A 24811-nucleotide genomic window follows, 5' to 3' on the forward strand; every position below is an offset into this window, starting at 1 on the left:
TTGCCGCGCCAGCGCGCGGCACCATTTACTTCCAGCTGACTTTGCCCAGGCCGTCCACGCTGACATTGCGGCTGGCCGGCTTGCCATAGACTGTGACCGAGCCCAGACCGGAGAGGTTCAACGTGGCGTTGTCGCGCGCGGTGACGGTGGCGTTGCCCAGGCCGCTCAGCTCCAGGTTCACGCTGTCGGCCTGGAACTGCTGCGCGTTCAGGCCGCCCAGGCCGCCCAGCGTGGCCTTCAGCATCTTGCTGCGCCCGCCGATGGTGACGTAGCCGGCGCCCTGCAGGTCCAGTTCCACGCTGTCGTTCTCGCTGGCCCACACGTGCATGCTGCCCACGCCGCCCAGGTTGACGCGCATCGTTCGGTAGTCACACACCACCTTCATGCTGCCGGCGCCCTCCAGCGTCAGCTCGATGTCGTCGCCGCTGAAACCCGTCACTTCGGTGGTGCCCACGCCGTCCGACACCACCTGGCGCAGATTCGGCAGCACCAGCTCGGCGCGCACCAGGCTGTGGTTGAACTTGAAGCTGCGCACGTCCGACTCCAGATGCAGCGTGTCGCCCGACTGGGCGCTGGTGATTTTGCCCATGTAGCGCTTGTCGGCGATGATGGTGAGCGAAGGCGTGTCGCCTCGTCGCAGTTTCAGGTCCAGCACCCCGTCCAGCTTGACCCGCACCACGCGCGCATCGATGGTGCGGCTCTCGGTGACGGTATCGTCGGCGGCGCGGGCGCCCGGCAGCAGCAGGCCGAAAGCGGCCAAAATCAGGCCCAGGCGGAACAGAATACGGGAAGAAATGGTCATATCAGGAATCCTCGGTAGGCGGGATGGCCGCGCATTATCGGTATTCCAGCACTATACCCAAGCCGATGCCGCCCCGGCCGCTTTTGCGACGAACTGCAAAAAACGCGGGGCAGATTACAGTTCAGGTCACCCAGTCTGCTGGGGTGCAGCCGGTGCGGAGGTGCCGCAGGCGTGGCAGAAGCGGCTGAAGGCGCTCTTGCGGGTCTGGCAGTGGCCGCAGTGGTCGAACAGGCCAATGCCGCAGTGCGGGCAGAAGTCGATGGACGGGTCTTTCAGGTCGACCTTGCGCTCGCAGCCGGGGCACACGCTTTTGGCCAGCCGCGCCAGCGCCACGTCGTATTGCAGCGTTTCGCGGCGTTCGCGGTCCGGCATGGCTTCGGCGGCCTTTTGCCGCTCCAGGTAGCGCTGCAGCGAGACTATCGCCTGCCGCCCCACCAGCACCGTCAGCGCAATGCCCACGATGTAGCGCACATAGCCGCCGTAGCTGGGCAGATAGGGCACAAGCTCGACGAAGAAGGCGAATCCGGCAAAGATGATGAAGCCCCACACGAAAGGCCAGTACTTGCCCTTGCGCCGGGTCTTGAACAGCCAGCCTGCCAGCGCCAGCAGCGGCAGCGTGAGCAGCAGGCGATAGCCGAACACGCGCAGCTCCCTGGCCCGCAGCGCGTCGCCGTAGGGCTCGCGCGCGGCCTCCTCCAGCACCTGCCATTGCGCCTGCGCCTTGTCGGTGGCCTGGCTGGCGTCCAGGTAGGCCTGCTCCTGGGCTTCCACCAGCGCCAGCGCCTGGCGTTCCGCGCCGGCCAGCCCGTCCAGCTCGCGGGTGCGTTTGATCACTTCCGGATCCTGCTCCGAGCGCGCGGTGACGCTGCGGGTGGCCAGCCAGTTGTCAAAGGTCTCGCGCGTGCTGTGGCTGTTGGCGACCGCCACCTGGTGCTTCTGGCGTGCCTGCAAGAGGGCCGCGTTGGCCTCGGCCTGGCGCTGGCGCTGCTGCGCCAGCGTGGCCTTGAGCTGCGCGGCGCGCGGCTGCTGCATGAACTGCTCCAGCGTCAGCGTGTCCTCCACGCCGCCCAGGTTGCCGACGATCTTGCCGCCCAGGCCGATCAGGAACCACGCAAACGCCAGCGCCACCAGCCACAGCCCGCGCTGGAACCATTTCTCGGACAACCGCAGCGATTTGCTCATGCCTGCCTTTCAAAGTGGAACGAAGGCGCCGCCCGGCAAAACGATGGTGGCGCGGAAGCCGCCGCCGGGGGCGTTGGCCAGCAGCAGTTCGCCGCCGTGCGCCTGAACGATACCACGGGCGATGCCCAGCCCCAGACCCATGCCGCTGCTGTTCTGGCTGCGCCCGTGTTCCAGCCGCACATACGGTTCGCACAGGCCGGCCAGCGCGGCCTCGGGCACGCCGGGGCCGTGGTCGCGCACCTCGATTTCAATATTGCCGGCCCGCTCGCGCACCGCCAGCTCCACCTTGTCCCCGTAGTGCAGCGCGTTGTTGAGCAGGTTGCCGATGGCGCGCTTGAGCGCCAGCGGCTTGGCCGCCACGCTCAGCCCTGATGCGCTGAACAGCACCGCGTGTCCTGCCAGCTGCGCGTCGCGCACCATGCGGCCCAGCAGCGCGTCCAGCCGCACCTCGGTGGGGTTCTCGTGGATGTCGCTGTCCTTCACGGTTTGCAGCGCGCCCTTCACCATCATGTCCAGTTCGTCCAGGTCGTCGTGGAATTCGCTTTGCATGGCCTCGTCGTCCAGCAGTTCGGTGCGCAGCTTGAGCCGCATGATGGGCGTGCGCAGGTCGTGCGAAATGGAGACGAACAGGCGTTCTCGGTCTTCGATGTAGCGCTGGATGCGCTGGCGCATGGCCTCGAAGGCGCGCGCCGTGTTGACGAACTCGCGGCTGCCCGTCTCCGGCAGCGCGGGACCGTGCTCGCCCTTGCCGAAGGCGGTAGCCGCTTCGGACAGCGCGGCCAACGGCCGCGTGATCCAGCGCACCACCATGATGGACAGCAGCAGCACCGCCGCCAGCGACAGCGCCTGCAGCAACAGCCGGTCGCGCGTGAGCGGATTGCCGGTTTCGAGGAAATAGGGATTGGGCATCAGCGTGGCCAGGTAGAGCCAGTGGCCGGGGTCCATTTCCACCTGGATCAGCAGCACCGGCGCCGGCTTGGTCAGCATGATGTGCTGCACCCAGGTGTCCGGCAGGTCGGCGATGGTGGCGCCGTTGTCACCCACCGGCAGCTTGTCCGGCCAGGCAAAGGCCAGCCGCACTTCCGAGATATTGGGCAGGTCTTCCTTCAGCGTGGCGCGCACCTGCTTGAGCGCGGCGTCCGCCAGTTCCTGGCCCGCAATGGCGCGCGCCGGCACCGGCGCCTGGTTGATGTTGACCAGGAAGCGCGTGCCGCCCATCTCGCGGAACTGCTGGATGATCAGCGGCCGGTAATTGGGCGGCAGGCTGAGAAAGAAACGCACCGCGCTGGAAGCACTGTGCGCCAGGTGCTGCGCGGCGGTGCCGGTTTCGCTGAGCGCCTCCGCGCGGCGCTGCGCGGCCCAGATGAAGTTGCCCACCAACTGGGTCAGCAGCACGCCGATCACCATCACCAGCGTGAGGCGGCCTTGCAGGGATTGCGGCAGCAGGCGCGCCAGGAATTTAGGCATTGGAAGCGGTAACGTCGGCCGAGAACACATAGCCCGCGCCGCGCACCGTCTTGATGAGCAGCGGATTGCGGCCGCCGTCGTTCAGGCGCAGGCGCAAGCGGCTGATCTGCACGTCGAGGAAGCGGTCCAGCGGCCCGGAGTCGCGCCCGCGCGTGCCTTCGCACAGCGCGCTGCGGTCCAGGATGTCGCCCGCGTGCTCGACGAAGTATTTAAGCAGCTGGAAGTCCAGCCCCGTCAGCGGCACGATCTCGCCGTCCGCGCCGGTGACGGTGCGCGCCACCGTGTCCAGCGTGAAGCCGACGAAGCGGTAGTAGCGCGGCGCGGCCGCATTGTCCATGCCGGTGCGGCGGTGGATGGCCTTGATGCGCGCCAGCAGCTCGCGCGGGCTGTAGGGCTTGGACACATAATCGTCCGCGCCCAGTTCCAGGCCCACCACGCGGTCGGTCTCGTCCGAGCTGGCGGTGAGCATGATGATGGGCACATTGGAGCGGCTGCGCACCGCCTTGCACAGCGCGAAGCCGTCCGTATCGGGCAGCATCACGTCCAGTATCACCAGCGACAACTCGTCGGCGTAGCGGTTGAACTCGGCCATGAAGGTCTGGCCGTCCTGGGCCAGGCCGACGTCGTACTGGTTTTTCTCCAGGTAGGCTTTCAGCAGGGTCCGCGTTTTTTGGTCGTCGTCGACGATCAGGATCTTGCGCATGATGAGCTTCTATTTTGTCTTGGTAAAAGTGCGGGCGATGGCGGCCAGCCTGCGCTGGGTGTCGGCCACACCGGCATTATCGTCCAGGAAGTAGCGGTGCACCTCGGCCACGATGGCGTCGCGCACCACTTCCTCGGTCGCCATGCGGTGCACCAGGCTGGGCACCAGCGCTTCCGGGCCGCTGTTAAAGAGCTTCCACGAGGCGCGCGCGCACACGTCCATCTTCGCCAGCGCGGGATTGCGCAGCACGGGGATGGAGCCCTTGATCTGATTGTAGTCGTTCTGCACGGCGGGCGACATGATGAGCGCGGCCAGCTTTTCCTGCGCCATGCGGTGCGGCTCGCGCGTGGCCAGCATGCCCAGCGTGTCGATGTTGTACAGGTGGTAGCTGGCGGTGCCGGGCGCGGCGGCGCAGCCGAAGCCCTCCTCCACCGTCAGCCCGCGCGACACCAGTTCGCCCTTGGCCCAGTCGCCCATCACCATGAAGGCGGCGCGGCCGTCCGCCAGCTCGCGCACGCCCTCGTCCCAGCTGCGCTCGACGATGGGGCTGCCCATCCATTTCTTCAGGCCGCGCAGGCGCTGCAAGGCCGCAGCCAGGCGCGGGTCGGCGTAGGCGGCGGCATTGCGGCGCTGGAACAGGTCGCGGTGGAACTCGGCGCCTTCGGACAGCACCAGCGCTTCGAACAAGGTGGTCACCTGCCACGGCTCGCTGCTTTGCGCCAGCGGCACCACGCCCGCCTGGTGCAGCCTGGCGGCGGCCTGCTCGAACTGCGCCCAGGTCTCCGGCACGGCCAGGTTCAGGCGCGCCAGCAGCTTGCGGTTGTAGAACATGGTGTTCATGCGGTGGACGCCCAGCGGCGCCGCATACACATGGCCGTCCGACTTGATGGCGTCGGCCACGGTGGGCAATAACTGTTTATCCCATTTTCCGGCCGCAGCCACGGCGTCCAGGTCGAGCAGCAGGTCCAGCCTGGCCCAGTCGCGGATGACGATGCCGTTCACCTGCGCCACCTCCGGCGCGTCCTTGGCCAACATGCGGCTGCGCAGCACGATGCCGGCGCCCGCGCCCGAGCCGCTGGGGATCATGCTGTCGCGCCAGCCGATGTCGGACTCCGCCAGCCGCAGCGCGATCAGGTCGACCGCCCTGCGCTCGCTGACGGACTTCCACCAGTGCAGTACCTGCAGGGACTCCGCGCGCGCACTGGCGCACGCCATGGTCGATAGCAGAATGGATAGCAAGCAGGCGGCCAAGCGCAGCTTGTGGCTGATGGTTTCCGTCATGTCTCTGAGATTTTTTTGTAGCCATTCCAGGATGGCGTTTTGTGTGCCCAGACTATAACCCAAAGCATTCTTGAAACGATGGTAAGGATGCAAAGCATTTTGCAAGAAAGCGTATGGATTTATTGCGAAATGTTGCAGCCGCTGCGGCGCAGCACACAGGAGCTGTGTAAGTTTATGTTAGCGGCCGGCCTGCGTGGAAAGTACTATTTTTCATAAAAATCAACTACTTAAGCAACACTTTCCTGCCCTCCGCGCGCCTGCTGGAATCACATTTCGGCCGGTGCTACTGTCCGTCCCGGTAGCAAAAAACACAAAACAAACTTATACCGGAGACCTGACCTTATGATGACCCGATTCGTCCGCCTTTCCCTGCCCGCCGCCATTGCGCTGGCCCTGTCCTGCGGCGCCGCTTACGCTGGCGACCATGAAACCGAAGGCTTCCACGGCTATCTGCGCGCCGGCGGCGGCACCAGCAACCACGGCGGCACGCAAAGCTGCTACGGCCTGGGCGGCATCACCATGTCCTACCGCCTCGGCAACGAGTGCGACAGCTTCACCGAGCTGGGCTACACCAAGGAGCTGGCCAAGTCCGCCAACGGCGCCAGCTTCGTCGGCACCTTCTGGGCCGACGCTTACAAGAACAGTTCCGACTTCGGCGACGCCAAGCTGGGCGTGTCCAAGGCCTATATCGAAGCGAAGAACCTGCCCTTCATGGACGGCGGCATCGTCTGGGTCGGCAAGCGCCATTACTACCGTCCTGATATCCACATGCTGGATATGCAGTACATCAATATGAACGGCACCGGCGGCGGCATCGACGGCTACCCCCTGGGCGCGGGCAAGATCAGCTACGCCGTCTTCAAGGATAACGACTTCAACACCACCGACCCGGCCACCGGCAAGGTCATCGACTCGCCGTCCGCGCTGCGCCAGAACCTGGTGTACGAAGGCCTGCCGGTCAACCCCAACGGCACGCTGGACTTCGCCGCCTCCGTCATCTCGGCCCAGGGCCAGGACAAGACCACGCACGACGGCTGGCAGCTGTCGGTGTTCCACCGCCAGGCCAAGGTCTTCGGCGGCGGCAACACCGTTGGCGTGCAATACGGCGTCGGCCCCGGCACCGGCATCAACGGCCCGTGCTGCGCGCGCATCGGCCCGTCGGGCAGCACGCTGCTGGGATCGGACTACACCCGCCTGCGCATATTCGACGACGTGGTGATACAGCCCACCCGCGACTTCAGCATGGAGTTCGTGGCCCTGTACCAGCGCGACAAGAACGACAAGGACGGCGCCACCACCTGGACCACCGTCGGCGCCCGCCCCGTGTACGCGCTGGCCGAGAACTTCAAGCTGCAGGCCGAACTCGGCGTGACGCAGCTGAAGGCCGACAAGACGCCAGGCACGCAGCGCCTGACCAAGCTGACCATCGCTCCCACCATCAGCCTGGCGCGCGACTACTTCGCCCGTCCCGAGCTGCGCTTCTTCGTCAGCTACGGCAAGTGGAACGACGCGGCCAGCAAGTCGGTCAACGCGTCCAACAACTCCGGCGCGGTGTACGGCAGCGACACCAGCGGCGTTTCCTACGGCATCCACATGGAAGCCTGGTGGTAAGCGCTGGCAGTAAGACCCGGCACCAAGACCTTCACTCATAAAATTCAACAGGAGACACACAATGAAACTGCATCCACTGGCGCTGAGCGCCCTCGCCTTCGCCCTGAGCACCGCCACCCTGGCCCAGGCCGCGCCGCAAGTCGAAGTACTGCACTACTGGACCTCGGGCGGCGAAGCAAAGTCCATCGCTGAACTGAAGAAGATGATGGAGGCAAAAGGCGTGGCCTGGAAAGACTTCGCGGTGGCGGGCGGCGCAGGCGAGAACGCCACCACCGCGCTGAAGGCGCGCGTGATGGCGGGCAGCGCCCCGGCCGCAGCCCAGATCAAAGGCCCGGCCATCCAGGAATGGGGCCAGGAAGGCGTACTGGCCAATATCGACGCGGCCGCCGCCGAGGGCAAGTGGGAATCGGTGCTGCCGCCGGTGGTCACCAATGTGATGAAGTACAAAGGCCATTACGTGGCGGTGCCGGTGAATGTGCACCGCGTGAACTGGCTGTGGGTGAACCCGGAAGTACTGGCCAAGGCCGGCGCCAAGGCGCCCACCAACTTCGCCGAGTTCTTCGACGCGGCCGACAAGATCAAGAAGGCCGGCCTGGTGGCCGTGGCCCACGGCGGCCAGCCATGGCAGGACGCCACCGTGTTCGAGTCCGTGGTGCTGGGCGTGGGCGGCGCGGACTTCTACCGCAAGGCGCTGGTGCAGCTGGACCAGGCCAGCCTGTCCAGCCCCACCATGATCAAGTCCTTTGAAACGCTGGCCCGCATCAAGACCTACATCGACAAGGACGCGGCGGGCCGCGACTGGAACCTGGCCACGGCCATGGTCATCAACGGCAAGGCCGGCATGCAGTTCATGGGTGACTGGGCCAAGGGCGAATTCACGGCTGCGGGCAAGGTCGCGGGCAAGGACTTCCTGTGCGTGCCGGCGCCGGGCACCGGCAATGCCTACACCTTCAACATCGACTCGCTGGCCATGTTCAAGGTCAAGAGCGCGGAAGAGCAGAAGTCGCAGCTGACGCTGGCCGGCGCCGTGATGAGCCCCGAGTTCCAGGAAGTGTTCAACCTGAACAAAGGTTCGATTCCGGTGCGCTCGGGCGTCTCCCGCGCCAAGTTCGACAGCTGCGCCACCCGCTCGATGGACGACATGGCGGCCACCAGCAAGGCCAACGCGCTGCTGCCGTCGCTGGCGCACGGCATGGCCATCGACAGCGCCAAGGCCGGCGCCATCCAGGACGTGATCGCCAAGTTCATGAACTCGAACATGACGCCGCAAGCCGCCGCGCAAGCGCTGGCCAAAGCCGCCAAAACCATGTAAGCCGCCGTACCGAGGCAAAGCAACACCGTAGGGCGGGTTAGCGCGCAGCGCGTAACCCGCCGGCGCCGCCGCAACGCACGCACAGGCGGGTTACGCGTTCCGCCAACCCGCCCTACGGATACCGCCTCACGCTCTGGAGAATTCGCATCATGTCCGCCATACCGCTTCACCCTGTTTCACCCGCCGCGCGCGCCAAACAGCGCGCCGCCAGCCGCTTCGGCGCGCTGGCCGACGCCTGGCTGCCGCGCCTCGTGCTGTCCCCCACCATCATCGCCTCGCTGGTCTTCGTCTACGGCTTCATCGCCCTGACTGCCTACCTCTCGCTGACCGAGTCGCGCATGATGCCCAACTTCGAGTACGCCGGCTTCGCCCAGTACGAACGCCTGTTCGGCATCGAACGCTGGTGGGTTTCGGCCAGCAATCTCGGCCTGTTCGGCGCGCTGTTCATCATCGGCTGCCTGATCATCGGCCTCATCATGGCCATCCTGCTGGACCAGCGCATCCGCCACGAAGGCGCGCTGCGCGCCATCTACCTGTACCCGATGGCGCTGTCCTTCATCGTCACCGGCGCGGCGTGGAAGTGGATACTGAACCCCGGCCTCGGCCTGGAAAAAATGATGCACGACTGGGGCTACACCAATTTCACCTTCGGCTGGCTGGTGGACTCCGACATGGCCATCTACACCGTCGTCATCGCCGGCGTGTGGCAGTCGTCCGGCTTCGTCATGGCCCTGTTCCTGGCCGGCCTGCGCAGCGTGGACGACAGCATCATCAAGGCCGCGCAAGTGGACGGCGCCAGCCTGCCGACCATCTACCGCCGCATCGTCATCCCCTCGCTGCGGCCTGTGTTCTTCAGCGTGCTGCTGGTGCTGGCCCACATCGCCATCAAGAGCTTCGACCTTGTGATGGCATTGACCGCCGGCGGCCCCGGCACCTCGTCCGACGTTCCGGCCATTTTTATGTACCAGTTTTCCTTCACGCGCGGCCAGCTGGGCCTGGGCGCCGCCTCGGCCATGATGATGCTGGCCACCGTGCTGGCCGTGCTGGTGCCGCTGATGTACCTCGAAACGAAAGGAGCGCGCCATGGCCGCTGACCTGAACCACGACGGCAGCCGCGTCACGCCAGGCCGCCTGATGCTTTATGCTTTACTGGTGCTGGTGGCGCTGTACTACCTGGCGCCGCTGTACGTGATGCTGACCACCTCCGTGAAAACGCTGGACCAGATCCGCGACGGCAACCTGCTCGACTTCCCGCTCGCGCCCACCACGGCGGCCTGGGGCAAAGCCTGGTCGCAAGCCTGCACCGGCGTGCGCTGCGAAGGGCTGGCGCCCTACTTCTGGAACTCGGTCCGGATGGCGATACCGGCCGTGCTGATCTCCAGCCTGATCGGATCGCTGAACGGCTATGTGCTGGCGCACTGGCGCTTCCCCGGCCACAACGCCGTCTTCACCGCGCTCATGGTGGGCTGCTTCATCCCCTTCCAGGTGGTGATACTGCCGATGGCGCGCCTGCTGGGCATGGCCGAACTGGCCAACACCACCAGCGGACTGGTGGTGGTCCACATCATCTACGGCATCGCATTCACCACGCTGTTTTTCCGCAATTACTACGTGACCGTGCCGGAGGAACTGGTGAACGCCGCGCGCATCGACGGCGCGGGCTTCTTCATGATCTACCGCCGCATTATCTTCCCGCTGTCGCTACCCATCTTCATGGTGTGCTTCATCTGGCAGTTCACGCAGATCTGGAACGACTTCCTGTTCGGCGTGGTGTTCGGCGGCTCGGACGCGCAACCCGTGACGGTGGCGCTGAACAACCTGGTCAACACCTCCACCGGCGTGACCGAATACAACGTGAACATGGCGGCGGCCATTATCGCCGCGCTGCCCACCCTGCTGATCTACCTGGTGGCAGGCAAATACTTCGTGCGCGGCCTCACCGCCGGCGCCGTCAAAGGTTAAGGAGACTCTCATGGCAAGCTTATCTATCCGCAATGTGCGCAAGGTGTATCCCAACGGCGCCGAAATCCTCAAGGGCATCGACCTCGATATCGAAGACGGCCAGTTCCTGATACTGGTGGGCGGGTCCGGCTGCGGCAAGTCCACCCTGCTGAACATGATAGCCGGCCTGGAAAACATCTCGCAGGGCGAAATCCGCATCGGCGAGCGCGTGGTGAACAATGTGCCGCCCAAGGAGCGCGACATCGCGATGGTGTTCCAGTCCTACGCGCTCTACCCCACCATGACGGTGCGCGAGAACATCTCTTTCGGCCTGGGCATCCGCAAGGTGCCCAAGGCCGAGCAGGAGATCATCGTCAACCGCGTGGCAGAGACGCTGCAGATGAAGCACCTGCTGGACCGCAAGCCGGCCATGCTGTCCGGCGGCCAGCGCCAGCGCGTGGCCATGGGCCGCGCCATTGCGCGCGATCCCTCGCTGTTCCTGTTCGACGAACCGCTGTCCAACCTGGACGCCAAGCTGCGCGTGGAAATGCGCGCCGAGATCAAGCTGCTGCACCAGCGCCTGGGCGCCACCATCGTCTACGTGACGCACGACCAGATCGAGGCGATGACCCTGGGCGACCGCATCGCCGTCATGCGCGACGGCGTGGTGCAGCAGTTCGGCAGCCCGCAGGAAATCTACGACCAGCCGGACAATCTGTACGTGGCCGGCTTTATCGGCTCGCCGTCGATGAATTTCCTGCGCGGCAAGCTGATGGCCCACGCTGCGGGCGCAGCCTTCGCGCTGGAGCACCAGGGCACGACCACGCTGCTGCCGCTGCCGGCCAACCACGCCGCCGCCGGCCACTTCGGCGCCTGGCTGGGCCGCGAGCTGATCCTGGGCATCCGCCCCGAGCACGTGACCGACGCGCTGAGCGCGCGCCGCGCCGAAACGCCGGAAGGCTACCACCCGATGGAAGTGCCCTGCACCATAGAGATGACCGAGCCCACCGGCCCGGACACCCTGGCCTTCGCCTGGTTCAACGGCGTGCGCGCCACCTGCCGCACCCACCCGCGCGCAGGCGCCGAGCCGGGCGCGAGCATTCCGCTGGCCTTCGACCTCTCCAAAGCCATCCTGTTCGACCCGGCCTCGGAGATGCGCCTGGGCGCCTGAGGCGATGCACCTCCGTTTTACCGCTGTACCCTCTTTTGACCGGCAAACGCCGGTCTTTTTTTGCCCTGCTCTTCTCCCGGCTGATACATTTTGATACTTACCACACAAATGAATTTATCGATGCAGATGTCGAGAAAACGCCGCAGCGCGCCGAGGGCTTTATCGCCGAATCTGAAAAAGCATGGCAACAGTACCTCGCCCTGCCACGCGACGCCGAGGAGGACGCCATGGCCAAGGCCGTGGAGCAGCAGCGCAAGCTCTACATCAACGACGGCCTGCTGGCGCTCAGCAAAGCCGTGCGCGAACGCAATGCGGAGCAGATCGAGCTGCTGTCCATGAAAAAACTGCAGTCTGCCTTCGGCGGCTTCAACGCGGCTTCCGACAAACTGGATGAGGAACAGATGCGCGGCGCGCGCGAGAACTACGACTCCAGCCAGAAGCTGTTCCGCAACATGATGCTGGTGTCCATCGCCGGCGGCGTGGTCGGCATCGTGCTGCTGGTGCTGGTGCTGGTGCTGGCTTCGGCGCAACTGCTGCGCGCCATCCTGCGCCCGCTGAACCAGGCCCTGCGCCACTTCGACGCCATGGCGGCGGGCGACCTGTCGCGCGCCGTGCAGGTCGAGAGCAAGGATGAAATGGGCCGCCTGCTGCAGGGCTTGTCCACCATGCAGCAGCAGCTCGCGGCCACGGTGCGCAGCGTGCGCGACGGCAGCAGCGCCATCGCCAGCGCCAGCAGCGAGATCGCCTCCGGCAATATGGACCTGTCGCGCCGCACCGAGCAGCAGGCAGCCTGGAAGAGACCGCGTCCTCGCTGGAGGAAATGACCAGCACCGTGCGCCAGAACGCCGACAATGCGCGCCAGGCCAACAAGCTGGCCGCCAGCGCGTCCAGCGTGGCGGTGCGCGGCGGCCAGATCGTGTCGCAGGTGGTCGACACCATGGATGAAATCAACAGCTCGTCCCGGCGCATCGTCGACATTATTTCCGTCATCGACGGCATTGCTTTCCAGACCAATATCCTGGCGCTGAACGCCGCCGTAGAAGCGGCGCGCGCTGGCGAACAGGGCCGCGGCTTCGCCGTGGTCGCCAGCGAAGTATCGAGCAGATCAACCAGGCCGTGGCGCAGATGGATGAAGTAACGCAGCAAAATGCCTCGCTGGTGGAGGAAGCGGCGGCGGCGGCCGAATCGCTGCAGGACCAGGCCCATGCGCTGGAACGCGTGGTCCGTGTTTTCAAAGTTGACCACAGTGTTGCCGGAAGTGCATTAGCAATCCGCAAATGAGTGCACACTCACCCCGCGCACGATTGCCGTGACGGTTGACCAGGCGGTGCCACGGGCTGAATACTGACCAGCCCGATTCCTCGTAGGCACCGCGACATGGCAACCGTATCCGAAGTCAAAAGCACCACCCTCTCCGGCCTGAACCACATCGATGCACTCCTGAATAATTTGCCGAACTGGAATTACCAGACCGCCGGCGGTAACACCCTCTACTACAGTTTTTCCACGGCGGCCGGCCTTGAATCCGGCAACAGCGCCATCCTGGGCACGCCGCAGGCCTTCAGCGCCGCGCAGCAGGCGGCCACGCGCGGCGCGCTGGCCTATGTTGCGCAGCTGACCGGCATCCAGTTCGCCGAAACCGGCGACGGCAGCGCCGCGCAGATCCACTTTGCCAACGCCAACATCAACGGCGCCAGCACCACCGGCCTGGACAGTTCCCGCTACAGCTATTCCTACAACAGCAGCAATGTGGTGACCAAGTTCACCGCCGCGACCTGGGTCTACCTGGACAACGCGGAATGGGCCGGCATGAACGCCAATCTGGCCATCGGCACGCAGGGCTACGAAACGCTGCTGCATGAACTGGGGCACGCGATGGGGCTGAAGCACTCCTTCGAGGGTACGATCAAGCTGCCCGCCGCGACCGACAGCACGGCCTATACGCTGATGTCCTACACCCATGGCGGCGGCGTGCACTCCACCTTCGGCGAGTACGATATCGCCGCGCTGAAATGGCTGTACGGCGGCGACGGGCTGGGCGGCGCACTGGGCGTGAACTCGGTCGGCGGCGGACGCTACATCACCGGCACCAGCCAGGCCGACACACTGACCGGCACCGCCGCCAACGACATGCTGGAAGGCGGCGCAGGCAATGACATCCTGAACGGCGGCGCCGGCACCGACACGGCCTTCTACAATGGCGCGCACACGGCCTACACCGTGTCGCAGCTCAGTGCCGACAGCTGGCGCGTGAGCGGCGCACAGGGCACGGACACGCTCAGCGGCATCGAGCGGCTGCGCTTCAGCGACGGCGTGTTCGCCATCGCCGCCACGGCGCCGCAGCCGGACGTCACCGCGCCGGCGCAGCCCACGCTGGTCTTCACCAAGGACGGCTCGGCTGCGGCCAGCGGCAACCATCCCACCTTCAGCGGCGTGGCCGAAGCGGGGGCAAAAGTGGAGATTTTCAACGGCGCCACCAGCATGGGCGTGGGCACGGCGGCGGCCAACGGCAGCTGGAGCATCACGCCGGTGGCGGTGGGCAATGGCAGCTATCACGTGACGGCCAAGGCGACCGACGCGGCGGGCAACGTGTCGCTGGCCTCGGCGGCGCAGGACTTTACCGTGCTGAGCGCGCGCAACGTCACCGGCACGGCCGGCAACGACACGCTGAATGCGCTAACCGCCAACAACTACATCGACGGCGGCGCCGGCGTCGACACCGTGGTGTACGGCGGTGTGCGCGCCAACTACACCGTGGGCAAGACCGCCTACGGCTACAAGGTGACCGACGTGGCGGGCACCGGCGGCGGCAGCGACCTGCTGGTGCGTAGCGAGTTCATCAAGTTCGCGGACCAGACCATTGCGCTCGACAACAGCGGCATCGTGGTCCAGTCCGCCAGCGCGATGGCGCTCGACCTGGCGCCGCAGCACGAGGTCCAGCTCATCGGCCGCCACGAGCATGCGGCCGAGCACGCACACTTCGCCTGAACCCGGGCCTGTGCCTGCTTAGGCGCCGTAAGGCAGCGGTGCGTTGTCGGCCACCAGTTTTTCGGCGCGCAGCGCGTGCCAGAATTCGGCGGGGATCTTCTCCGCCATCGCTGCAGCGTCTTCCGCGATGCGCTCCGGACGGCTGGCGCCTGGGATCACCGCCGCCACGGCCGGATTGGCCAGCGCGAACTGCAGCGCCGCCGCCTTGATGCTCACACCGTGGCGCTGCGCCAGTGCTTTCAGGCGCGCCACCTTGGCCAGAATGTCAGGCGAGGCTTGCTGGTACTCGAAGTTCTGGCCGCCGGCCAGCACGCCCGAGCTGTAAGGGCCGCCCACCACGATCTCGGCGCCGTGCTCCAGCGAGAGCGGCATCACGCGCTGCAAGGCGCTGGCGTGGTCCAGCAGGGTGTAGCGGCCAGCCAGCAGGAAGCCGTCCGGCTTGGGTTCGTCCAGCGCCAGCGTCAGCTCGATAGGCTCGACGCGGTTCACGCCCAGGCCCCAGGCCTTGATCACGCCTTCCTCCTTCAGGCGGGCCAGCGTGCGGAATGCGCCGGTGCGCGCGCTTTCGAAGTAAGACAGCCACTCGTCGCCAAAGAAGTCCTGCGCCACGTCGTGCACCCAGACGATGTCCAGGCGGTCCGTCTTCAGGCGCTTCAGGCTGCCTTCGATGGAGCGCAGGGTGGCGTCGGCCGAGTAGTCGTTGACGATCTTGTTGCGGTTGCCATGCTCGAACAGGCCGCCCTTCTCGCCCATGCTGCGCTGGGATGGATCTTCCAGCTCGTCCAGGATCAAACGGCCCACCTTGGTGCTCACCACGTAGTCGTCGCGCTTGCGCTTGCTCAGCGCTTCGCCCAGGCGGATTTCGGCCAGGCCAGCGCCGTACAGCGGCGCCGCGTCGAAGAAGCGCACGCCGTGGTCCCAGGCTGCGTCCACGGTCGCCAGCGCTTCGGCTTCCGGAATGTTGCGGAACATATTACCCAGAGGAGCGGTGCCGAAACCCAGTTGGCCTGGCAGTTTATCTTTGAGACTCATTGCATTTCCTTTCGAGAAGTTAGTGATGAAATCTTAGCTTGCCAAGTTAATGCAGTCCAAGACATAATTTGCACAACTTAAGTCTCAACAGGTCTTATATGCTGGACATACGCCAACTCAACTATTTCGTCGCCGTGGCCGAAGAGGAACACGTGGGGCGCGCAGCAGAACGCTTGCACATTTCGCAATCCCCGCTCAGCAGGCAGATTGCCCAGCTGGAGGAAAGGCTGGGATTAACACTATTCGAACGCAGCCAGCAGCGCATCCGTCTTACGGCGGATGGCAAAACCTTTCTGGCCGAAACGCGGGCTTTTCTGACGCACGGACAGCGGCTGGAGTCGCTCGGGCGCAGGCTGGGCCAGGGCGACGAGGGCGGGCTGTGCATAGGCTATGTGGAAAACGCCATGCATTCCGGCGTGCTGCCGGCCGCCCTGCGCGCCATCCGCAGCACGCGGCCGGCGGTGCATGTGGCGCTGTACAACCAGCAGTCGTCCGACCAGCTGGAAGGCCTGCGCCAGCGCAGCCTGGACGTGGCCCTGGTCTGCGCGCCGCCGGCGGCGGACGACGAGGAACTGGACCGGCTGCAAGTGGTGAGCGATCCCATGCTGCTGGCCCTGCCCGCCGGCCATCCGCTCGCGCAGGCGGACGCCCTGGCGCGGCCGCTGGCGGTGGAAGAGCTGCGCAACCAGGAGTGGATCGCCATCCACCACAAGGACGGCGCTTTCGAGCACGACCACCTGACCGTCACCTGCGCCAAGGCAGGCTTTACGCCGGACGTGCGCATGCGCGCGCCCGAGCCGATGACGGCGCTGGGCCTGGTGGCGGCCGGCCTGGGCATCGCCATGATCCAGCAAAGCCTGCGCCACCAGACCCCGCCCGGCGTAGTGCTGCGCGAAGCGCCCTGGTTCGACTACCGCACCCCGCTGTGGGTGGTGTGGCACCGCGTTACGCTGCGGCCGCTGGTGGATATCTTCCGGAAAATACTGGTGGACTAAGCCTTCCGCGCCGGCTTACGGCAGAAACTGTTCGTCGCGCAGCTGCGCCATGCTCCAGGGGCAGCGCTCGGGCAGGATAGCCGGGTCCAGGCCGGTTTCGCGCGCGGTGCGGTCGACAGCGTCGTCCCAGTTTTCCTCCAGCCACTCGGGATCGTCCAGCAGGTGGCGCAGGCTGGGCGTGCGCTTGAGAATGCGCTCAATCGCGCGGCGCTGAACGCGGATGGTATTGCGCCAGCTGGCGCTGCACCGTTCGGGCTGGTACTGCCACTTGAGCAAATGATGCTGCAGCACGACGAAGCGGCTGGAGATGCCGCGCCGTTCGCTCAGGCTCAGGCCTATCAATTCCTCGGCAATCTGCTCGGCGTCGATCAGCCCCAGCTGGCCCGCGCGCAGCAGTTGCGCCTGCTCAAGCGCCCATGCGGCAATGTCTTCTTCGTAAGCCGTGGTGTCCATAGCGTCCTCCCGTATCGGTGGGACAGCCGCGCGGCGAAAAAGTTCCCTGCGGCGGCGGCTGGATGGCGGTAAGATGCGCGCATCCCAACAACAACATTCCACTTGCCATGAACAAGTCCCTACGAGTACGCCTTGCCGCGCTGTTGTGCCTGTCCGCGCTGGCGCCGCTTGCCGCGCACGCCGCCATCAGCGCCGGCGAAAAACTGTACCAGGCGCATTGCGCCGCCTGCCACGGCGTGAAACTGGAAGGCGCCACCGGCCCCAGCCTGATCGACCAGGTATGGCTGCACGGCGCGCCGACCAAGGCCAACCTCATCACCGTCATCAGCAAGGGCGTGGCCGACAAGGGCATGCCGCCCTGGTCGCCCACGCTGAACGCGACGCAGATCGCGCAACTGGCCGACTACGTGGCGCTGTCGGCACGCACCGGCGGCAAGACGGCCGCTGCCGCCGCGCCTGCGGCAACTGCCGCCGCTGCTGCGCCCGCAGCCCCGTCCGACAAAACCGCCGCCATCCTGAGCGGGCTGAAGCTGCCGAAAGGCTTCCGCATCGCCGTCTACGCCGACAAGGTGGAAACCGCGCGCTCGATGGCCGTATCCGGCAGCGGCGTGGTCTACGTGGGCTCGCGCAAGGCGGGCAAGGTGTACGCGCTGGTGGACGAGAACAAGGACGGCGTGGCCGAAAAAGTGATCACCATCGCCGAAGGCCTGCAAAACCCGATCGGCGTGACGCTGCTCAACGGCGCGCTGTACGTGGCTGAAATCTCGCGCATTATCCGCTTCGACAATATCGACGCCACCTATGCCGCCAAACCGGCCTACAAGGTGGTGAAGGACGACCTGCCGAAGGAAACCTGGCACGGCGAGAAATTCATCAAGGCCGGTCCGGACGGCAAGATCTACGTGCCGATAGGCGCGCCGTGCAACACCTGCAACAAGGAAGACCAGCCCTATTCCAAACTCTGGCGCATGAATGCGGACGGCAGCAATTTCGAGGAATACGCGCGCGGCATCCGCAACACGGTGGGCTTCGCCTGGCACCCGGTCACCAAGGAAATGTGGTTCACCGATAACGGTCCGGACATGATGGGCGACAACTCGCCGTCGTGCGAACTGAACGTGGCGCCGAAAGCCGGCCTGCATTTCGGCTTCCCTTACTGCCACGGCGGCGTGCTGCCCGATCCAGAGTTCGGCAAGCTGCAGTCCTGCGAGCAGTTCGTGGCGCCGGTGGCCAAGCTGGGCCCGCACGTGGCGCCGCTGGGCCTGGGCTTCTACACCGGCACCCAGTTCCCGGCGCAGTACCGCAACAACCTGTTCATCGCCGAACATGGCTCGTGGAACCGCGAGAACAAGATAGGCTACAAGGTCAGCCTGGTGACGCTGTACAACAGCAAAGTGGTGAGCATCACCACCTTTATCGACGGCTTCCTGCGCGACGGCGACGAAGTGGTGGGCCGCCCGGTCGATATCGCCGTGCTGGCGGACGGCTCCATGCTGGTGTCCGACGACCACGGCGGCCGCGTCTACCGCGTCACCTACGCCGGGAAATAATCACCGCACCGTGCGCAGATACGCCAGCAGGTTGGCGATCTGCTGCTCGTCCCCGATACCCCAGAAGCGCATCTGGTTATCGGGGACCACCTTCTTGGGCGACTTCAGGAAAGCCGCCAGCGTCTGCTCCGTCCACACGATGCCGGAGCGCTTCATGGCCGGCGAATAGCTGAAATCCGTAGTCGATCCCGCCTTGCGGCCCACGATGCCATTCAGCTGCGGCCCAAACGCCCCGCGCGCCGACGGCCCCACCTGGTGGCAGGACGCGCAGCGCATAAACGCCCGCTTCCCCGCCGCCGCATCTCCCTCCGCCCCCATCGCCAGCGCGGGCAGCATCAGCAATATCAATACTCGCAGCATCACGAACCTTCCACTTCCGTCAGTTCCAGCAGTCTAGCACTCCGTCCCAAATCTCATACGCAGGCAGCAAAAGCCGTCCAAATACCAGGACAACAAAATTGCCACATGGCATATCACCGCAAAACCCCATCTTATAAATCAATAACTTAGCGTTATCGCCTCCTAAAAAAACGGCGGGCATACGGCTTGCTATTGAGGCTGGACCCCGCCTACCGCGCGGGGATCTGACTACAACGGAGACCGGTATGCAAAAGAAGCGCCCCCTCACCCTCTATATCCTGGTTGCGATGCTGCTCGGCATTGCCGTCGGCTACGCCTGCCACACGGTGTTCCCCGACAAGAAACTCACCGCCGATATTTCCTCCCACATCTCGCTGGTGACCGACATCTTCCTGCGCCTGATCAAGATGATCATCGCGCTGCTGGTGTTTTCCACCCTCACGGTGGGCATCGCCAACCTGAGCGACGGCAAGGCCGCCGGCCGCATCGGCGCCAAGGCCTTTGCCTGGTTTATCGCCGCCTCCATGGTCTCGCTCGCGCTCGGCATGCTGCTGTCGAACCTGATGCAGCTCGGCACCAACCTGGGCCTGCCGCTGCCCGCCATCGACGCCAGCACCGGCCTGAAAACCTCGGCCTTCACCTTGAAGGACTTCATCAGCCACGTCGTGCCCAAGTCGCCCATCGAAGCGATGGCCAACAACGAGATCCTGCAGGTGCTGGTGTTCTCCATCTTCTTCGGCTCCGCACTGGGTGCGCTTGGCGAGTCCGGCAAGCGCCTGCTGGGCGTGGTCGACGAGCTGGCCCAGGTGATGCTGCGCATTACCGGCGCCATCATGAACATGGCGCCGCTGGCCGTGTTCGCCGCCATGGCCTCGGTGGTCACCACCAACGGCCTCGGCATCCTGGCCACGTTCGCCAAATTCATGGGCGGCTTCTACCTGGGCCTATTCTGCCTGTGGGCCTTGCTGATCGCGGCCGGTTTCGCCGTGCTGGGGCCGCGCGTGCTGCGCCTGGTCGGCCTGATCCGCGAGCCCTTCCTGCTGGCCTTCTCCACCGCCAGCTCCGAGGCGGCCTACCCGAAACTGCTGGTGGCGCTGGATAAATTCGGCGTGCAGCGCCGCATCTCCAGCTTCGTGCTGCCGATGGGCTACTCCTTCAATCTGGACGGCTCGATGATGTACTGCACCTTCGCCGTGCTGTTCATCGCCCAGGCCTACGGCATCGACCTGTCGCTCGGCACCCAGATCACCATGCTGCTGCTGTTGATGCTGACCTCGAAAGGCATGGCCGGCGTGCCGCGCGCTTCGCTGGTGGTGATCGCCGCCACGCTGACCCAGTTCCACATTCCCGAGGCCGGCTTGCTGCTGCTGATGGGCGTGGACCAGTTCCTCGACATGGGCCGCTCGGCCACCAACGCGGTGGGCAACGCCATCGCCACCGCCGTGGTCGCCAAGTGGGAAGGCGCGCTGGGCGAGGAAGAAGAACAAAACGGCGAACACGCTTACGCGCGCGCCGCATAAAAATAAATACACAAGGAGACCTGATGAAATACGCAATAACCCCTTTGCTGGCGCTGGCCTGCTGCGCCGCGCAAGCGCAGTCCGCCGTGAAAATCTACGGCGTGGCGGACGCCGGCCTGGTGTTCGAACGCGGCGGCCCCGCCGGCGGCACCAGCTATGTAAGCAGCGGCGTGGCCTCCGGCTCGCGCCTCGGCTTCAAGGGCACGGAAGACCTGGGCGGCGGCATGTCGGCCGGCTTCGTGCTCGAAAGCGGCATCAGCATCGACAGCGGCGCCTCCGGCCAGGGCGGGCTGACCTTCGGGCGCCAGTCCTTCGTGTCGCTGGGCGGCGCGCTCGGCACGCTGAGCGCGGGCCGCCAATACTCGCCCTACTTCAAAGCCCTGCGCGACATTGCCGATCCCTTCAGCGACGGCCTGGCCGGCCAGGCCGCCAACCTGATGGCGCCCAACCGCCGCATGGACAACTCGCTGGTCTACGCCTCGCCCAAGCTGGCGGGCTGGTCCACCGACCTGGCCTACAGCGCAGGCGAAGTGGCGGGCGACAGCACCCGCAAGCGCGCGCTGAGCGGCGCCGTCAATTTCGCGGCGGGGCCGCTGGCGCTGGTGCTGTCGCACTACCGCCGCGAGGACGCCGCCGCCAGTCTGCACGCGCGCAACAGCCTGCTGGCCGCGCGCTACACGCTGGGCGCCTACCAGCTGCACGCCGCCTACGCCGTCAACCGCGGCATGGGCACCGTGGGCGGCGGCGGTACGCTGGCCTTCACGGCGGGCGGAACCGGTGCTGCCGTCGGCACGCTGGCGGCCGGAGGCGCCATCGCCAGCGGCCCTGTGGGCGCGCCGGGCGCGGCCAGCCGCGACATCGTGCTGGGCCTGTGCGCCACCTTCGGCCCGCACCGCTACGCCGCGTCGGTGGTGCAGCACCTGGACCGCAGCCCGGCCAACAAGGACGCGCGCCAGTTCGGCGTGGGCTATCTGTACGGCCTGTCCAAGCGCACCGACCTGTACGCCGCATACGGCCGGGTCAGCAACAGCAACGGCGCCACCTTCACCATCGGCAACGCCACCGACGACGGCAAGGGGCACAGCGCAATCAATCTCGGCCTGCGCCACCTGCTGTAAAAGCATTGCGCGCGCGCAGTTTGCTATAGTTGCCCATGATGCCAGCCCAGTCCTCCGCCCCCGCAACGCCCCAGGCGCAGCCGCGCCGGCCGCAGCACGTCCGCACGGTCTGGGGCCTGGTGCTGCTGGCGGGGCTGGCCCTGCCCTATCTGGCCTATTGGTGGGTGAACCTGGTCACCACCGAGCGCCTGCGCGCAGCCGGTGCGCAGCGGCTGGAGGTGTACGCCACCAGCCTGGAAAACCTGCTCGACAAATACGACCTGGTGCCGCGCATGCTGGAGCTGGACAAGGACGTGCTGGGCTTGCTGGAAAAGCCCGGCGACGAGGACTTGCGCAACAACGTCAATGAATACCTGGAAGGCTTGAACCAGAAGGCCGGCTCCAGCAATATCTACATCGTCAACCTGCAGGGCCGCACGCAAGCGGCCAGCAACTGGCGCCAGAAGGACAGCTTCGTCGGCGACGACGTCAACTTCCGGCCCTACATCCGCAACGCCCTGCGCGGGCATCCCGGCGGCTTCTACGGCGTGGGCACCACCAGCCTGGAGCCGGGCTACTTCTACGCGCACGGCATCTACAAGAACGGCCGCATGCTGGGCGTGGCCGCCATCAAGGTCAGCATCGAGAGCCAGCAGCTAAGCTGGGCGCAAGGCGCGGACAAGGTGATGCTGGTGGACAGCAACGGCGTCATCTTCCTCACCTCCGCCTCGGCCTGGAAATTCAAGACCCTGCAGCCGCTGGCGGCCAGCGTGCGCGCCGAACTGGAGCAGACCCGCCAGTACCACGAACAGGCGCTGCCCCCGCTGACGCTGGCGCACGACGAAGCGCTGGCCAACGGCACCCGATTGCTCGCCATCCGCGACGGCAACGCCGGCCTGGCCGCGGCCCCGCCGCGCATGCTGGCGCAAACCCGCTCGCTGGCGCCGCGCGACTGGACCTTCATCTACCTGTCGGACCTGAACGCGGCGCGCGCCAACGCCCGCGTGGCCTTCCTGTTCACGCTACTGGCTTACGGCTTCCTGGTGCTGCTGTTCCTGTTCTGGCGCCAGCGCCTGCGCGCCAAGGAAGACCTGCAGCACGCCTACGACGGCCTGGAGCGCATGGTGGACGAGCGCACCGCCAGCCTGGCGCGCATGGCGCAGGACCTGAGCAAGGAAGTGGACGTGCGGCGCCAGGCCGAGCAGCAGCTGCACATCACGCAGAACGAGCTGTTCCAGGCCGGGAAAATGGCCGTGCTGGGGCAGATGTCGGCCAGCATCACGCACGAGCTGAACCAGCCGCTGACGGCGCTGCGCACCATGTCCGACAACGCCGTGCTGCTGTTCGAGCGCGGCCGCATGGACGACGTGCGCAGCAACCTGAAAACCATCTCCCAGGTGGTGGCGCGCATGGGCACCATCACCGGCAAGCTGAAAAGCTTTGCCCGCAAGTCGAATGCGGAGCTGGCGGCGGTGTCCATCCACACCTCGATCTCCAACGCCCTGGTGCTGGTGGAGCGCCGCCTGCAGCTCGACAAGGTGAGCTTCCAGCTGCATATCGACCAGGCCGACATCTACGCGCTGTGCGACAGCAACCGGCTCGAGCAGGTGCTGCTGAACCTGATGACCAACGCGCTCGACTCCATGGCGGGCAGCCCGGTGCGCGAGCTGCGCGTGGACGTCAACAGCACGCCGCAGCGCGTGTTCATCCGCGTGGCCGACAGCGGCCCCGGCCTGAGCGACGAAGCGCGCACGCGCCTGTTCGAGCCCTTCTACACCTCCAAGCCGCAAGGCGAAGGACTGGGCCTGGGGCTGGCCATTTCGGAACAAATCATCCGCGACTTCGGCGGCAGCCTGCAAGCGGAACAGGCCAGTGCCGGCGCCTGCTTCGTGATCGAACTCAAAGCGGCACAGGAGACGTGATGGACGATGCAATGAACGATATCCAGGTGATCCTGGTCGAGGACGATCCCACCGTGCGCGCCGGCAGCGCGCAGGCGCTGGACCTGGCCGGTTTTGCCGTGCGCAGCTTCGACAGCGCCGAGCCGGTGGCCGAGCTGCTGCAGCCGCACTGCGCGGCAGTGCTGGTGAGCGACGTGCGCCTGCCCGGCATGAGCGGCCTCGATCTGCTGGCCGCCGCGCGCGCCATCGACCCGGAACTGCCGGTGATACTGGTGACGGGCCACGGCGACATCGCCATGGCCGTGCAGGCCATGCATGACGGCGCCTACGATTTCATCGAAAAGCCCTACTCGTCCGAACAGCTGGCCGACGTGGTGCGCCGCGCGGCCGACAAGCGCCGCCTGCAGCTCGAAGTGCACGCGCTGCGCCAGCGACTGGCGCACAGCGAGGGCATCGCCGCCTATCTGCTGGGCAACGCGCCCGCCATGCAGGCGCTGCGGCAAGTGATACTGGAAGTGGCCGGGCAGCCTGCGGACGTGCTGATCTACGGCGAAACCGGCACCGGCAAGGAGCTGGTGGCGCGCTGCCTGCACCAGTTCGGCGAGCGCGCCAGGCACCACTACGTGCCGATTAATTGCGGCGCCATTCCGGAGACCATTTTTGAGAGCGAGCTGTTCGGCCACGAGCAAGGCGCCTTCACCGGCGCGGCCAAGCGGCAGATCGGCAAGATCGAGCATGCGTCGCAGGGCACGCTGTTCCTGGACGAGATAGAAAGCCTGCCGCTGGCCATGCAGGTCAAGCTGCTGCGCGTGCTGCAGGAGCGCTGCATCCAGCGCCTGGGATCGAACACGCCGGTGCCGCTGGACGTGCGCGTGATCGCCGCGTCCAAGGAGGATTTGAAGGCCTGGTCGGACCAGGGCAAGTTCCGCAGCGACCTGTATTACCGGCTGAACCTGATCATGCTGCGCATTCCGCCGCTGCGCGAGCGGCGCGAGGATATTCCGCTGCTGTTCGAGCACTTCATACTGGACGCGGCGGCGCGCTACAAGCGGCCTTGCCCCGTGGTCCCGGCGGCGCAGATGCAGCAGCTGATGGCGCAGGACTGGCCCGGCAATGTGCGCGAGCTGCGCAATGCGGCGGACCGTTTTGTGCTGGGCCTGCCGGCCGGCGAGGCGGCCGCGCCGGTGCTGCCGCTGGCGGACCAGGTGGGCGCTTTTGAACGCATGCTGATCGAGCAGGCCCTGCGCGCAGCCAGCGGCAATGTGGGCGATGCTTGCGCGGCGCTGGGCCTGCCCAAGCAGACCATGTATCACAAGATGCAAAAATACGGGCTCGCCGCCGAGGATTATCGCTAGCGGTTTTGGCGGCGCCGGCGGGTTACGCGGTTCGCGCTCGGCGCGCCCCGCTAACCCGCCCTACGGGAAGAATTCCTGCGATTGAATTTG

20 protein-coding genes and 1 pseudogene are annotated in these 24811 nt (G+C 65.9%); 13 read left to right on the top strand and 8 right to left on the bottom strand.

Annotated features, from left to right (window positions below):
- Window positions 1-25 precede the first annotated feature (25 nt).
- From GTP77_RS09590 to GTP77_RS09610, 5 genes are all read right to left on the bottom strand, one after another.
- Window positions 26-802, bottom strand: a complete 777-nt coding sequence (locus GTP77_RS09590; RefSeq protein ID WP_161071949.1) for a GIN domain-containing protein — start codon at window positions 800-802, stop codon at window positions 26-28.
- 126 nt (window positions 803-928) lie between these two features.
- Complete coding sequence (locus GTP77_RS09595; protein WP_161071950.1) at window positions 929-1984, bottom strand: zinc ribbon domain-containing protein; 1056 nt, start codon at window positions 1982-1984, stop codon at window positions 929-931.
- 9 nt (window positions 1985-1993) lie between these two features.
- Window positions 1994-3451, bottom strand: a complete 1458-nt coding sequence (locus GTP77_RS09600; protein ID WP_161071951.1) for an ATP-binding protein — start codon at window positions 3449-3451, stop codon at window positions 1994-1996.
- Window positions 3444-4157, bottom strand: a complete 714-nt coding sequence (locus tag GTP77_RS09605) for a response regulator (protein ID WP_321170365.1) — start codon at window positions 4155-4157, stop codon at window positions 3444-3446. Before GTP77_RS09605 ends, GTP77_RS09600 begins: the two co-directional genes overlap by 8 nt.
- Window positions 4158-4163: 6 nt before the next feature.
- Entirely contained in the window at window positions 4164-5435 is a 1272-nt protein-coding gene (locus GTP77_RS09610) for an ABC transporter substrate-binding protein (protein ID WP_229202141.1), read from the bottom strand.
- 342 nt (window positions 5436-5777) lie between these two features.
- Between GTP77_RS09610 and GTP77_RS09615 the strand changes: the two genes are divergently transcribed.
- From GTP77_RS09615 to GTP77_RS09655, 7 genes and pseudogenes are all read left to right on the top strand, one after another.
- On the top strand, window positions 5778-7046 hold the full coding sequence (locus GTP77_RS09615) for a maltoporin (protein ID WP_228895744.1): 1269 nt from the start codon (window positions 5778-5780) through the stop codon (window positions 7044-7046).
- 61 nt (window positions 7047-7107) lie between these two features.
- A complete protein-coding gene (locus GTP77_RS09620) occupies window positions 7108-8358 on the top strand; it encodes an ABC transporter substrate-binding protein (RefSeq protein WP_161071953.1) in 1251 nt (416 codons plus the stop codon).
- A gap of 149 nt (window positions 8359-8507) precedes the next feature.
- The gene (locus GTP77_RS09625; RefSeq protein ID WP_161071954.1) at window positions 8508-9452 is read left to right on the top strand and encodes a carbohydrate ABC transporter permease; all 945 of its coding nucleotides are present in this window, start codon (window positions 8508-8510) and stop codon (window positions 9450-9452) included.
- On the top strand, window positions 9442-10320 hold the full coding sequence (locus GTP77_RS09630) for a carbohydrate ABC transporter permease (protein WP_161071955.1): 879 nt from the start codon (window positions 9442-9444) through the stop codon (window positions 10318-10320). Before GTP77_RS09625 ends, GTP77_RS09630 begins: the two co-directional genes overlap by 11 nt.
- A gap of 10 nt (window positions 10321-10330) precedes the next feature.
- Window positions 10331-11470 carry an ABC transporter ATP-binding protein gene (locus GTP77_RS09635; protein WP_161071956.1) on the top strand — a complete coding sequence of 380 codons (1140 nt, stop codon included), beginning with the start codon at window positions 10331-10333 and terminating at the stop codon, window positions 11468-11470.
- A 125-nt stretch (window positions 11471-11595) separates the two neighbouring features.
- Window positions 11596-12751, top strand: a pseudogene (locus GTP77_RS31410) (methyl-accepting chemotaxis protein); the annotation flags it as partial.
- 96 nt (window positions 12752-12847) lie between these two features.
- On the top strand, window positions 12848-14458 hold the full coding sequence (locus GTP77_RS09655; protein WP_161071960.1) for an Ig-like domain-containing protein: 1611 nt from the start codon (window positions 12848-12850) through the stop codon (window positions 14456-14458).
- Window positions 14459-14476: 18 nt separating this feature from the next.
- Here the strand turns inward: GTP77_RS09655 and GTP77_RS09660 are convergent, their stop codons facing one another.
- A complete protein-coding gene (locus tag GTP77_RS09660; protein WP_161071961.1) occupies window positions 14477-15490 on the bottom strand; it encodes an aldo/keto reductase in 1014 nt (337 codons plus the stop codon).
- A 98-nt stretch (window positions 15491-15588) separates the two neighbouring features.
- Between GTP77_RS09660 and GTP77_RS09665 the strand changes: the two genes are divergently transcribed.
- The gene (locus GTP77_RS09665) at window positions 15589-16485 is read left to right on the top strand and encodes a LysR substrate-binding domain-containing protein (RefSeq protein WP_161071962.1); all 897 of its coding nucleotides are present in this window, start codon (window positions 15589-15591) and stop codon (window positions 16483-16485) included.
- Window positions 16486-16500: 15 nt separating this feature from the next.
- Here the strand turns inward: GTP77_RS09665 and GTP77_RS09670 are convergent, their stop codons facing one another.
- Window positions 16501-16938: a DUF29 domain-containing protein gene (locus GTP77_RS09670; RefSeq protein WP_161071963.1), complete on the bottom strand. Its 438-nt coding sequence runs from the start codon at window positions 16936-16938 to the stop codon at window positions 16501-16503.
- Between the two features lie 107 nt (window positions 16939-17045).
- Here GTP77_RS09670 and GTP77_RS09675 point away from each other — a divergent pair, with 107 nt between their 5' ends.
- Window positions 17046-18488 (top strand): c-type cytochrome, encoded by a 1443-nt coding sequence (locus GTP77_RS09675; RefSeq protein ID WP_161071964.1) that lies wholly within the window; start codon window positions 17046-17048, stop codon window positions 18486-18488.
- On the opposite strand, the gene GTP77_RS09680 is transcribed toward GTP77_RS09675, so the two are convergent.
- Entirely contained in the window at window positions 18489-18848 is a 360-nt protein-coding gene (locus tag GTP77_RS09680; protein ID WP_161071965.1) for a c-type cytochrome, read from the bottom strand.
- A 245-nt stretch (window positions 18849-19093) separates the two neighbouring features.
- On the opposite strand from GTP77_RS09680, the gene GTP77_RS09685 reads away from it, so the two are divergent.
- From GTP77_RS09685 to GTP77_RS09700, 4 genes are read left to right on the top strand one after another with little or no spacing between them, the layout of a single operon-like run.
- Window positions 19094-20368, top strand: a complete 1275-nt coding sequence (locus GTP77_RS09685; protein ID WP_161071966.1) for a dicarboxylate/amino acid:cation symporter — start codon at window positions 19094-19096, stop codon at window positions 20366-20368.
- A gap of 23 nt (window positions 20369-20391) precedes the next feature.
- On the top strand, window positions 20392-21486 hold the full coding sequence (locus GTP77_RS09690) for a porin (RefSeq protein WP_161071967.1): 1095 nt from the start codon (window positions 20392-20394) through the stop codon (window positions 21484-21486).
- A 35-nt stretch (window positions 21487-21521) separates the two neighbouring features.
- Window positions 21522-23387: a sensor histidine kinase gene (locus GTP77_RS09695; RefSeq protein ID WP_161071968.1), complete on the top strand. Its 1866-nt coding sequence runs from the start codon at window positions 21522-21524 to the stop codon at window positions 23385-23387.
- The gene (locus GTP77_RS09700; RefSeq protein WP_229202142.1) at window positions 23387-24721 is read left to right on the top strand and encodes a sigma-54-dependent transcriptional regulator; all 1335 of its coding nucleotides are present in this window, start codon (window positions 23387-23389) and stop codon (window positions 24719-24721) included. Before GTP77_RS09695 ends, GTP77_RS09700 begins: the two co-directional genes overlap by 1 nt.
- Window positions 24722-24811: the final 90 nt, after the last annotated feature.

It is taken from the genome of Pseudoduganella aquatica (assembly GCF_009857595.1).
Lineage (GTDB): Bacteria > Pseudomonadota > Gammaproteobacteria > Burkholderiales > Burkholderiaceae_D > Rugamonas > Rugamonas aquatica_A.

Bases quoted from the DNA above. Each gene is read 5' to 3' on its own strand.
- GTP77_RS09610 (WP_229202141.1), bottom strand. From the start codon at position 5,435: ATGACGGAAACCATCAGCCACAAGCTGCGCTTGGCCGCCTGCTTGCTA.
- GTP77_RS09690 (WP_161071967.1), top strand. From the start codon at position 20,392: ATGAAATACGCAATAACCCCTTTGCTGGCGCTGGCCTGCTGCGCCGCG.
- GTP77_RS09670 (WP_161071963.1), bottom strand. From the start codon at position 16,938: ATGGACACCACGGCTTACGAAGAAGACATTGCCGCATGGGCGCTTGAG.
- GTP77_RS09625 (WP_161071954.1), top strand. From the start codon at position 8,508: ATGTCCGCCATACCGCTTCACCCTGTTTCACCCGCCGCGCGCGCCAAA.
- GTP77_RS09615 (WP_228895744.1), top strand. From the start codon at position 5,778: ATGATGACCCGATTCGTCCGCCTTTCCCTGCCCGCCGCCATTGCGCTG.
- GTP77_RS09685 (WP_161071966.1), top strand. From the start codon at position 19,094: ATGCAAAAGAAGCGCCCCCTCACCCTCTATATCCTGGTTGCGATGCTG.
- GTP77_RS09600 (WP_161071951.1), bottom strand. From the start codon at position 3,451: ATGCCTAAATTCCTGGCGCGCCTGCTGCCGCAATCCCTGCAAGGCCGC.
- GTP77_RS09675 (WP_161071964.1), top strand. From the start codon at position 17,046: ATGAACAAGTCCCTACGAGTACGCCTTGCCGCGCTGTTGTGCCTGTCC.
- GTP77_RS09655 (WP_161071960.1), top strand. From the start codon at position 12,848: ATGGCAACCGTATCCGAAGTCAAAAGCACCACCCTCTCCGGCCTGAAC.
- GTP77_RS09595 (WP_161071950.1), bottom strand. From the start codon at position 1,984: ATGAGCAAATCGCTGCGGTTGTCCGAGAAATGGTTCCAGCGCGGGCTG.
- GTP77_RS09630 (WP_161071955.1), top strand. From the start codon at position 9,442: ATGGCCGCTGACCTGAACCACGACGGCAGCCGCGTCACGCCAGGCCGC.
- GTP77_RS09660 (WP_161071961.1), bottom strand. From the start codon at position 15,490: ATGAGTCTCAAAGATAAACTGCCAGGCCAACTGGGTTTCGGCACCGCT.
- GTP77_RS09700 (WP_229202142.1), top strand. From the start codon at position 23,387: ATGGACGATGCAATGAACGATATCCAGGTGATCCTGGTCGAGGACGAT.
- GTP77_RS09590 (WP_161071949.1), bottom strand. From the start codon at position 802: ATGACCATTTCTTCCCGTATTCTGTTCCGCCTGGGCCTGATTTTGGCC.
- GTP77_RS09695 (WP_161071968.1), top strand. From the start codon at position 21,522: ATGATGCCAGCCCAGTCCTCCGCCCCCGCAACGCCCCAGGCGCAGCCG.
- GTP77_RS09665 (WP_161071962.1), top strand. From the start codon at position 15,589: ATGCTGGACATACGCCAACTCAACTATTTCGTCGCCGTGGCCGAAGAG.
- GTP77_RS09635 (WP_161071956.1), top strand. From the start codon at position 10,331: ATGGCAAGCTTATCTATCCGCAATGTGCGCAAGGTGTATCCCAACGGC.
- GTP77_RS09620 (WP_161071953.1), top strand. From the start codon at position 7,108: ATGAAACTGCATCCACTGGCGCTGAGCGCCCTCGCCTTCGCCCTGAGC.
- GTP77_RS09680 (WP_161071965.1), bottom strand. From the start codon at position 18,848: ATGCTGCGAGTATTGATATTGCTGATGCTGCCCGCGCTGGCGATGGGG.